At 70.6% G+C, this 10,313-nt stretch carries 5 protein-coding genes and 2 pseudogenes; 4 read left to right on the top strand and 3 right to left on the bottom strand.

Going from position 1 to position 10,313, the window contains the following annotated elements:
* Positions 1–427 precede the first annotated feature (427 nt).
* Together ACLZN2_RS20100 and ACLZN2_RS20095 are read left to right on the top strand one after the other, a co-directional pair.
* Complete coding sequence (locus tag ACLZN2_RS20100; RefSeq protein ID WP_416979908.1) at positions 428–1,261, top strand: alpha/beta fold hydrolase; 834 nt, start codon at positions 428–430, stop codon at positions 1,259–1,261.
* A gap of 172 nt (positions 1,262–1,433) precedes the next feature.
* A pseudogene (locus ACLZN2_RS20095) lies at positions 1,434–1,598 on the top strand ((4Fe-4S)-binding protein); the annotation flags it as partial.
* Positions 1,599–1,602: 4 nt separating this feature from the next.
* Here the strand turns inward: ACLZN2_RS20095 and ACLZN2_RS20090 are convergent.
* A pseudogene (locus ACLZN2_RS20090) lies at positions 1,603–1,881 on the bottom strand (NAD(P)-binding protein); the annotation flags it as partial.
* Between the two features lie 137 nt (positions 1,882–2,018).
* Between ACLZN2_RS20090 and ACLZN2_RS20085 the strand changes: the two are divergent.
* Positions 2,019–2,645, top strand: a complete 627-nt coding sequence (locus ACLZN2_RS20085; RefSeq protein ID WP_416979906.1) for a TetR/AcrR family transcriptional regulator — start codon at positions 2,019–2,021, stop codon at positions 2,643–2,645.
* A 323-nt stretch (positions 2,646–2,968) separates the two neighbouring features.
* Here ACLZN2_RS20085 and ACLZN2_RS20080 read toward each other — a convergent pair whose 3' ends face one another.
* Both ACLZN2_RS20080 and ACLZN2_RS20075 read right to left on the bottom strand, forming a co-directional pair.
* Complete coding sequence (locus ACLZN2_RS20080; protein ID WP_416979904.1) at positions 2,969–4,156, bottom strand: MFS transporter; 1,188 nt, start codon at positions 4,154–4,156, stop codon at positions 2,969–2,971.
* Between the two features lie 200 nt (positions 4,157–4,356).
* Positions 4,357–7,575: a bifunctional cytochrome P450/NADPH--P450 reductase gene (locus tag ACLZN2_RS20075; protein WP_416979902.1), complete on the bottom strand. Its 3,219-nt coding sequence runs from the start codon at positions 7,573–7,575 to the stop codon at positions 4,357–4,359.
* A 379-nt stretch (positions 7,576–7,954) separates the two neighbouring features.
* Here ACLZN2_RS20075 and ACLZN2_RS20070 point away from each other — a divergent pair, with 379 nt between their 5' ends.
* Positions 7,955–10,300 carry an ATP-binding protein gene (locus ACLZN2_RS20070; RefSeq protein ID WP_416979900.1) on the top strand — a complete coding sequence of 782 codons (2,346 nt, stop codon included), beginning with the start codon at positions 7,955–7,957 and terminating at the stop codon, positions 10,298–10,300.
* Positions 10,301–10,313 lie beyond the last annotated feature (13 nt).

The following is a 10,313-nucleotide window of genomic DNA, read 5'->3' as shown; positions in this document are numbered from 1 at the left end:
CCCGCGGGGCCCGCTCCGATCACACACGTGTCGTACTGGATCTCACTCACCAGCCCGCCTCCTTGCAGCGATGTCCCGGGTATTGCATGGAACCTACGCAGGTCCGGACCGACGGGAACTGCCCCGCGCGGCCACGGAGGGGACCTCAACGGCCAGCGGAGTGCCCCTGCCGCTCCTGCCGGGCACTCCTGTCGAGACGGACAACAGCATCTGAAGACGGAGAGATCCCTGCCCGGTTCTCGTGGCCCGGCGCGGAGGACGAAGATCGATGATCTAGGCTCCGATCGACACCGGGACGGCGAGAACGGGACAGCCGAAGCAGAGCGAGTGACTCGGCCGCGTCCATCGCGAAGGAAGCGATGGACGCGCCATCCCGGGTCGGCTCGCCGGGGACAGACCCCGATTGATCCACAGGAAGGATTCACTCGTGATCGAGCTGAGCATCTCCACCGCTGCGGGCGCGTTCGACGCCCTCGTGGCAGGCCCGCCCGAGGGCCGCCCGGTCCTGCTGCTGCACGGTTTCCCGCAGACGGGACGTGCGTGGGAGCGGCAGATCGAGGCCCTTGCCGCACAGGGCCACCGCGTCGTCGCACCGGACCAGCGCGGCTACTCCCCCGGTGTGCGCCCCGAGCGGCCCGAGGACTACCGGCTCGACATCCTGGCCGACGACGTGGTCGCGATCACGGAGGAACTGGGCTGGGCGGCGTTCGACCTCGTCGGCCATGACTGGGGAGGCGCGGTCGCGTGGTGGGTCGCCGGTGCCCACCCCGGCCGTGTGCGCACTTTGGCGGTCGTCTCGACACCACACCCCGGCGCCCTGGCCGAGACCCTGAGCACCGACGAGGACCAGCGCAAGCGATCGCAGTACATGATCGACTGGCGCGAGGCACCGGCGACCGAGAACCGCATGCTCGCCGACGACGCCGCGGAGCTGCGCGCCGCCTACGCGGGCAGGATCCCGCAGGCAAGTGCCGACGCCCACGCCCGGCACCTGTCCCGGCCGGGTGCCCTCACCGCGGCACTGAACTGGTACCGGGCCGGCCGCCCCGACGGCGAGGTCGGCGTCATCGACGTCCCCACGCTCTACGTCTGGAGCACGGACGACGCCGTGTTCGGCCCGGTGGCGGCGCGGGACACCGGCCGGTGGGTCGGCGGGCCGTACCGCTTCGAGACCCTTGAGGGCGTCAGCCACTGGATCCCCGAGGAGGCACCCGAGACGCTGAGCAGCCTGCTCCTCGAACATCTGCGGGCGCACGGCTGACAGGGACGCGTCGCACGCCCCGCCGACCGTTTCCCGCGGCGCCCGGTTCGAGAGCCCCGGACCGGGCGCAGGTGCGGGATGTGCCCAGCCGGCGGCGGGCGTACCACCACGCCCCTGGTCGAAAGCGGCCAGGCAGTCGTCGAGCCCGGCCGGGAAGGGATCCTCAGGCCAGCGCGACCGGGGCGAGATCCAGGAGGTCTTCGAGCAGGAGACGAGCCAGTGGGGGCGCCCCGCATCCAAGGGCCTCACCGACACGCCCGCCGAACTCGCCGAGGCGGCCCGGCTCCATCCGCGTGAGAAGTTCCTGCGCGCCAAGGTCGGCGTCTCCGGCGCCAACTTACGAACGACGTCAGGCAGGACAGGACCTGCCGATGCGGCGGGTAGTCCGCGAAGTGGTCCGGCATGGGGTATCCGCCGAAGCCGGAGAGCGTCCTGCTGGAGATGAAGTGGGCCGACTCGTACATCGGGCTGCCGGGATTGTCGATGTCCCAGAGGCCACCGGGGCCCGTGTGCCGTTCGATGTGCGTGTACGGCAGATCCCGCTCGGCCAGCGCCCTGGCCACCGCGAGCCCCGCGGGGCCCGCTCCGATCACACACGTGTCGTACTGGATCTCACTCACCAGCCCGCCTCCTTGCAGCGATGTCCCGGGTATTGCATGGAACCCACGCAGATCCGGACCGACGGCAACCGATCCGCATTTTCACCCGAACTTGATCGATCGACTCAATCAGAGGACCAAGTCGCTATAATGTCCCCATGGCTCATGTGCCCGCGGCGGAGCGCCGCCCCCAGCTGATCAACGCGGCCATCGACCTCATGACCAGGGAGGGAGTAGCCGCCGGAAGCACCCGCGCCATCGCCGCCGAGCTGGGCGTGGCCCAGGCGACGGTGCACTACACATTCGGTACCAAGGAGGATCTGTACCGGGCCGTCATGGAGCAGTTGACCCATGATCTGATCGAGCAGGTGGAACACGCCGTACCGGAGGGCGCCGGTTTCGAGGAGACGGTGGCCGCCCTCGCCTCGGCGCTCTGGCGGACCCTGCGGGAGCAGCCGACCAGTCACCAACTCCTCACCGAACTGTCCATGTTCGCACTGCGTACGCCCCGCCTGCGGGAAGCCCTGGAAGGCCACTACCGCGAGGTCATGGCCGTGACGACGAAGCTCGTGACCGAGGCCGCCGAACGCACCGGACACCAGCTCGCCCAGTCCGCCGAGACCATCGCCCGGCTCTTCCTGGCGGGCTTCGACGGTCTGTCGGTGCAGCATCTCTCGCTGCGCGACGAGGAGGCCGAACTCGACTGTCTCCAAGCGCTGGTCTCGGCGGCCGTGGCCCTGGCCGGAGGCCGCCTGGAGCTGGTGGCACTGCCGGACGGCCCCTGACGGATCACACCGCGGCCCACCGGGACCCGGCGGGTGCTCCCGTTCGCCCCAGGCCACCCGAGCGGCCCGGCGTGGCGCACGCAGTCAGCCTCGAACGGCTCGTAGGGCTGCGCGGCGCGTCGCCTGACGGGCCACGCACGACACAGCAGGGCCACCCCGCACCGCACATGGCGGCACGGGGTGGCCCTGGCATACGAGACTCCGGCGTACGCGCTCCGAAGGGTGGGGCCGGTCGGACCCCGCGTGACGCGACCCGACCGCCTCGGCCTCGGTCCCTCCGCGGACGGCCCCTCTCCGGGGCCGGCCGACGTGGACGGCGTCGGTCACCCCACGGGCGAGGCCACCGACCGCCGGTCCTCCGCGGCCTTCGCGCTCGCCACCGTCATCCTCATCAGGGGGATCGAGGACACCATGGTTCCGCATGCCAGGACGAGGCTCAGTATGCCGGCGCCGGCGCCGTCGAGGATTCCTCCGACCACCAGAGGTCCGATGCCGGTGCCCAGGGCACCCGCCCCGCTCAGGGAGGCCACCAGACGTCCGGTCGGATCGATGAGCGCCGCGGCGGCGAGCATCTGCACCAGGACTGCCAGCTGACACGCCTGCCAGAGAACGGCCGCGACGACGAAGAGCACGGGATCGTGGGTGAAGGTCAGGAGCGCCATCGCGAGAGCCTGGGCCGTGACGAAGCCGGCCATGGACCGCATCCGCCCGAAGTGCCGGGCAGCGATGGGCCCCACGACGGCGCCGGCCAGCCCCACGACGCTGGAGCCGGCGAGGACGGCCGCGACGGCGGAGTGCGACATCCCGGTGTGCTGACGGCCCAGGACCGAGGCGTACGACCACGCGCCCTGGGTGACCGCCCACAGCAACGCGGTACCGACGAGCAGTACCACCGAGGGCCTGCCCGAGGCCGCCTCGGCCGTGCCGGAGGATTCCGGGCCCGGTGCCGGAGGGCCGTCGGGGAGCCGACGAACCAGGGGCCAGGCGAGCAGGCAGCACAGTGCCATGAGCAGGAATCCGGCACCCTCCGCCAGGTCGTTGTTGGCCACCGGAACACCCATGATCAGCAGAGCGGTCGCAGCTACCACGCCGCAGACCGTGACCGCGGACGCCTTGTCGGCGTCGTCGGTGGCGGCGAGTGCCGCGGTGGCCGCCGCGTAGACCGCGCCGAGCCCCGCGCCGAGGACCAGGTTGGCCAGGATCAGGGTCACCGGGTCGGTGGCCAACGCCGCCCCCAGGAAGCCCGCTCCCGACAGTGCCAGGCCCAGACGGGCCATCCGTACGCGCCCGGGGCGGGCGGCCCGCCGGGCCAGCAGCAGGGTGACGACCGCGGTGGCCATGAGCTGGGTCGCCGCCACAAGCCCGGCGCCGGAGTCCGACAGCGTGAAGCGCGAGGCGAAGTCGTCGACGAAGACGGGCATCACGTTCGCTCCGCCATTGCCCAGGGTCACTCCGGTGACAAGGGCCACCGCGACGCCGAAGGTCAGGGCGGCTCCGCCGCGGGCGCTCACCGGGTGCTCGCCTGCGAGGAGCGGGCGACGGCCGGCGATCCTCGGCGTGGTGCCGAACGTGCAACAGGCATGGGAACCTCACGAGTTCGAGAAGGAGCGGGACATGTGGCGGGAAAGGGGGCCACGGACGTGCCGCACGTCCGTGGCCCCGTCGGTCGGCGAGGCGGGTGCGAGGACCGGTGGCCGTCGCGCCCGGGGCGTCAGCCGGCCCAGACGTCCTCGACGTAGCGGCCGGACTCGATCATGGCGCTCAGCCAGGCGGTGGCCTCCTCGTCGTCGGCGCCGGTGTACTTGCGGTAGGTGGCCATGAACGCCTCCCGCACGGCGGGGGCCATGCGGCGGCCGTCACCGCAGATGTACACCCGTCCGTCGGCCTCCAGGGCCGCCCAGACCTCGTCGTTCTCCCTCGCGATGCGGTCCTGGACGAAACGGGCGCCGTCCTCAGGGGCGTGGGAGAAGGTGGGCCGCATGCTGACAGCCCCGGCAGCCTCCGCCGCCTCGAACTCCTCGCGGTGCAGGTAGTCGACGTCCGGGTGGTCGCAGCCGAAGTAGCACAGCAGGGTTCCGGTGGACCGCGTGTGGTGGCGGTCGAGCACGGCCCCGCGGAACGGCGCGAGCCCGGTCCCCGCGCTGACCAGGATCACGGGTACGGACGGGTCCTGCGGCAGACGGAAGTCCTCGTTGCAGGGCAGGACCCTGGCCTGGACGGTGTCGCCGGACCGGACGGTCCGCAGGTGGTGCGAGGCGATGCCGTGGAACGTGCCCTCTCCGCCGCGGTGCGGTGCGGCGAGCAGCGACACCATCAGGTCCACCTCATCGGGTGCCGCCGTCGCGGAGGAGGAGATCGAGTAGTGGCGAGGGCGCAGGACCGGCAGCAGTTCCAGGAAACGCTCGAAGGGCAGCTCGCAGGCACGGTAGCGCTCCAGCAGGTCCAGGACGCTGCGCCCGGCGGCCGTCACCTGCTCGCGGAAGCCCTCGGGGTCCATCGCCGCGAGTTCGGACAGGGGGCGCTTCTCGGGCGGGCAGGCGGTGTGCTCGGCGAGGACGGCTACCTGCTCCGGTGAGGCGGGGTCCTGCAGTTCGACGAAGTCGGTGAGCAGGCGGCGCAGGGTGAGCGGGCGGTCCACGGGCAGCGCGCCCCGGCTGCGTCGGCGGGCCCGCAGCCGGACGGTGCGGTCCAGGTCGAGTCCGAAGCGGTCGGCGACCCGCCGGACGAGGGAGGCCGGATTGCTGGGGAGGACGGCCATATGGTCGCCGGTACGGTAGGTGACGCCCTCGGGCAGCCGCAACCGCAGGAAGCGCTTCGAACGCCCCAGTTCATGCTCCATGTCGACCAGTTCGCGGGCTTCGAGTACTTCCATCGGCTGGACGCCGTGCCGTGCCGCCAGTCCACCGATGACGGAGTCCGTCGCGTCCTCCAACTCGTAGAGCCCCGTCTCCGCTCCGGTGTCCGGCTCCGTCGTGGCCGCCTCCCCGGTGGCGCCGTACCGCTCCAGCAGTACGGTCCACAGGTCGTCGGTCCACCGGTCCACCGTTCCGGCGAAGTCGCCGGAGGCGTCTGCGGCGCCACGCTCCAGCAGTGACGTCGCACCGGCCGCGGCGAGCCTCTCGTCGATGAGGGCCGGGACACGCTGGTAGGTGGCGGCCCAGTTGCGGTCGCCCACACCGAGGAGGGCGTAGTGGAGGCCGTCGAGCGAGCCGGGCTCAAGCCCCTCCAGCCACTCCATGAACTCGGCGGCGTCATCGGTGGGCCTGCCATTGTAGGAGGCCGCCACGATCACCACGGGTCCGCCGGCGGCCGGAAGCTTGCCCACGGCGTCGTTGAGCGAGGTCACTGACGGGGAGAAGCCTCGTTCGCCGCTGTCCGCCGCCAGGTCGTGTGCGATGCCCGCGCAGGTGCCCAGGTTGGAGCCGTGCAGCAGGGTCAGCGCGGTTCCTGTGGCACGCCGTGTCGTGGTCCGGTCGCCGGCCGCGGGAGCGCCGGCGGCGGTGGCCGCGGCGATGGGCAGGCGTCGCTCGCCGCTGGTGCGCCGGGCGAGGGTCAGCGTGAACTCGTCGGGCTTGAGGGTCAGCGACTGCTTGATCTTCAGCTGGTAGTCGGTGTGGTCGATCAGCCGGTAGCGATGGATCACCAATGCGAGGACCAGTGTCGCCTCGTGCAGCGCGAACTGGCGGCCGATGCAGGCGCGTTCACCGCTGCCGAACGGCTTGAACAGGTGCACCGGACGCTCCGCCTCCCGCTCGGGCAGGAAGCGGTCAGGGTCGAACAACTCGACGTTCTCGCCCCAGGCCGGGTCCCGGTGCAGCCGGGGGATGAGCACCTGGATCGACTCGCCCTTGCTCACGGCGTACTTCCCGCCGATGACCGTGTCCTCCAGCGGCTCCACCGCATAGGCGGGAGCCGTCGGCCACAGCCGCAGGCCCTCGTTGAGCACCTGACGGATGTACGTCAGCTTCCCGACGTCCCCGTAGTCCGGCTCGGGGGCGTCGGTGTCGCCCCACAGCGCGTCGACCTCCGCCTGCGCGCGGGCAAGGACCTCGGGGTGCTTGGTCAGGTAGTACAGGGCGAACGACAGGGCGCCGCTGGTGGTCTCGTGGCCGGCGATGAGGAACGTGATCGCCTGGTGGCGGATGTTGACGTCGTCCAGGGGTTCGCCCATCACCGCGTCACGGGTGTGCAGCATGCGGCCGAGCAGATCGTCGGTGGCGGTGTCCCCGGAGGCCCTGCGCTGCCGGATCACCTCGTCCACGAGGTCCCGCATCACCGTGACGTCGGCGCGGAACCGCTCGGCCTGCCGCCATTTGAACAGTTCCATACCGGGGATGGACTCCCCCTTCGCCTGGGCGAAGCCGAGCGCGCGCGTCAGCGCGGAGACGAAGGGGTGCGCCTCCTCCCGGCCGAACGACTCGAAGTCGTAGCCGAAGCCGCACAGCCCGATCGTGTCGAAGGTCAACCGCGTCATGTCCTCGGCAACGTCCACGGGCTCCGTCCCCGCCGCCCGGTCCCACTTCCCGATCAGCTCACGGGCCACCTTGAGCATCGTCGCGTGATAGCCGCGCATCGCGCCGAGGGAGAACGCCGGCATGAGAACGTCGTGCGCCTTGCGCCAGTTGGGCTCGTCGTTGAAGGCCGTGAACAGCCCGTCGCCACCGATCTCCCGCAGGATCACGAGGTCCGGATGCACGTTCTTGCGGAACCTGGTCTCGTCCGCCAGCTCGGTGACCAGGTCGAGGCCGGAGGCGAAGTTGATCTCATTGCCGAAGACGCGGAGTTTGAACAGGGGGCCGAGCTCCTTGGCCTCCTTCATCACGTAGAGCAGACCGTCGGCGCCACCAGGAATGTCGAAGGCGTGGCCCACCAGAGGCAGGGCGGGGCGCTGGGGGATCGGTTCCGTTCCGCGCACGTTCGCATGAGTCATGAGCTTGCCTTTCGTTCCGCGCAGGCTGTCGTGACCAACCATACAGGCGACATTGTCAGTTGACAATGTCGTACGATTTTATTGGTCGACACAGTCGATGATGGAACCCCAAGGAAACGGAAGACCGCCATTCGAACCGGCCTCGCGCACCCGCCCGCTCCCGGCCACCGGACAGCCGCCCTCGCGGCACGGGACCGCCGCCACCCGAGCCATCGACCGTCGTCGCGCGAGACAGGAAGCGGGGCCCGGCCGACGGCGACCAACGCAGACCTTCAACAAACCCCGAAATCACCCCTTACCGCCCGCAAGGTCAGCAACTGAGATCTATTAGCATCTGACCCTGTTTGCACGACACATCGAGAGGTGCAGCGTGACCGGCATGATCACAACCGCGGGCAATCTGCCCGCACCCCTCACGAGCTTCGCGGGCAGGCGCCGCGAGGTCGCCGAGATCCGACGCCTGCTCGGCGCGGTGCGGCTTCTGACACTCACGGGAGCCGGCGGGGTGGGCAAGACCCGGCTGGCCCTGGAAGCAGCCACCGGGTTGAGCAAGTCGTTTCCCGACGGCTTGTGGTTGATCGAACTGGCCCCGGTCCAGGACCCCTCGATGGTGGCGCCCACCATCGCGAGCACCCTCCGGCTACCAGATCTCGGCACCAGACCCGCCCTCGACCAGATCACGGATCACCTCACCCACAACCGGGCACTGATCGTCCTGGACAACTGCGAGCACGTGGTCGACGCATCCGCCGAGCTGGCGAAGAAGCTGCTCCTGGCCTGCCCGGGGCTGCGCGTCCTGGCCACGAGCCGTCAGACGCTCGGGGTCACGGGCGAGCACGTCCTCACCGTCCCCCCGCTTCCGATACCGGACGAGGCGATCGAACTGCTGCAGGAACGGGCCATCGCCGTCCGGCCGGACTTCCGCATCACCGACTCGAACCGCGCTCAGGCCGTCCGGCTGTGCACCCAGCTGGACGGGCTGCCCCTGGCCATCGAACTGGCCGCCTCCCGCCTGCGCACACTCCCCGTCGACCAGCTGACGGATCGTCTGCGAAACAGGTTCGCCCTGCTCAACGGCGGCTGCCGGACCACGCCCCCACGCCAGCGCACGTTGCACGGCATGATCGAGTGGAGCTACGACCTGTGCGCGCCGGCCGAGCGCCTGCTGTGGAACCGGCTGTCGGTCTTCGTCGGCGGCTTCGGCCTGGACGCCGCCGAGGAGGTCTGCGCGGGTGAGGGCATCGCGGAACACGAGGTTCTGGACCTGCTCGACCGGCTGGTGGCCCAGTCCGTCGTACTGGCGACCGAAGCCGAGGGGCTGCCCCGCTACCGTCTGCTGGAGACCATCAGGGAGTACGGAAGAGCTCGGCTCACCGAGTCGGGAGGAGAGCAGCGAGCGCTGCGGCGGCACCGGGATTTCTTCCTGGCCCTCGCAGAACGGACCGCAGCCGCGTGGTTCGGCCCGGGCCAGGAGGAGACCCTGGCCCGGCTGCGCGCCGAGCACAGCAATCTCCTGGCGGCACTGGACTTCCGCGGGTCGGCGGTCATGGAAGTGTCGGAACACCCACAGGCCCGGCCGGAACTCCCTGGACCGGAGGAAACGGAGCAGGTGGATCAGAATCAAGCAGACGCGCAAACCACACTCCGCCTGGCCACGGCGCTCCGCTTCCACTGGTGTGCCGACGGGTTCCTCGGCGAGGGGCGCCGTCAGTTCGAGCGACTGCTGGCGGCGGCACCCGAGCCGACCCCTGTCCGGGCGAGAGCGCTGTGGGCGGCCGCCTGGGTGGCACTGCTGCAAGGCGCTCTCGCGACGGCCGACCGGTGGCTGGACGAAGCCGAGGAGCTGAGTGAACGGCTCAACGATCCCTCCGTCCTGCCGTACGTGCACGGCTTCCGCGGTGCGTCGGCGGCGTTTCGGGGCCGGATGGCTGAGGCCATACCCCTCTACGAGGAGGCCCTGGCCGCCCACCGGGCGGCCGGCGAGGGGCCCGAGATGCTGTTCTGGCAATTCCAGGTGGCCATCACCCAGGCCCATCTCGGAGACCCGCGTTCGGCGGACACCAGCAGGCGTGCGGTGGAGGTCGCGAAGGCCCACGGGGAACGGCTCTACGGGTCCTACGCACTATGGGCGCTGGGTTACGCGCTGTGGGCGGACGGCGACACGGAAGAGGGCCTGTCGTTGACCCGGGCCGCGTTGGAGACCCTCCGAGGCTTCAACGACTACGCCGGGACCGCGGCGGCACTGGAGGTGTTCACCTGGATCACGGCGTCTCGCGGCAATCACGAGCGGGCGGCTCAGCTGCTGGGCTCCGTGTACGCACTGTCCCGGGAGATCGGCGCCTGCCCCGTCTCCACCCTGGGCAAGCATCGCGCACACTGCCGGGAGACGGTCCTCTCCGCACTGGGCGAGACCGGATACGACAAGGCCGTCGCGGAAGGCGCCAGGCACGACAGTCCGGCTCAGGCCATCGCCCTCGCTCTGGCCCCGGGAACCGACACCGGACAAGGAACCTCGGCCACGGCCACGAGCTCGCTGACCTGCCGGGAACGTGAAGTGGCCGCGCTGGTGGCCAAGGGCATGACCAACCGGAAGATAGCGACCGTGCTCAGTCTGTCTCCGCGCACCGCGGACCGCCACATCGAGAACATCAGGGCCAAGCTCGGCGTCAGTTCCCGCGCCCAGATAGCGGCCTGGTGGGTGGAGAGCCGGGGGTCCCTCTCGTAGGAGCAGCAGGGTG

Origin of the sequence: Streptomyces sp. T028 (assembly GCF_048159505.1) — a bacterium.
Classification (GTDB): Bacteria; Actinomycetota; Actinomycetes; order Streptomycetales; family Streptomycetaceae; genus Streptomyces.
Note: the sequence above shows the minus strand (reverse complement) of the source record. Positions and strands in the feature narration are given on the sequence as shown.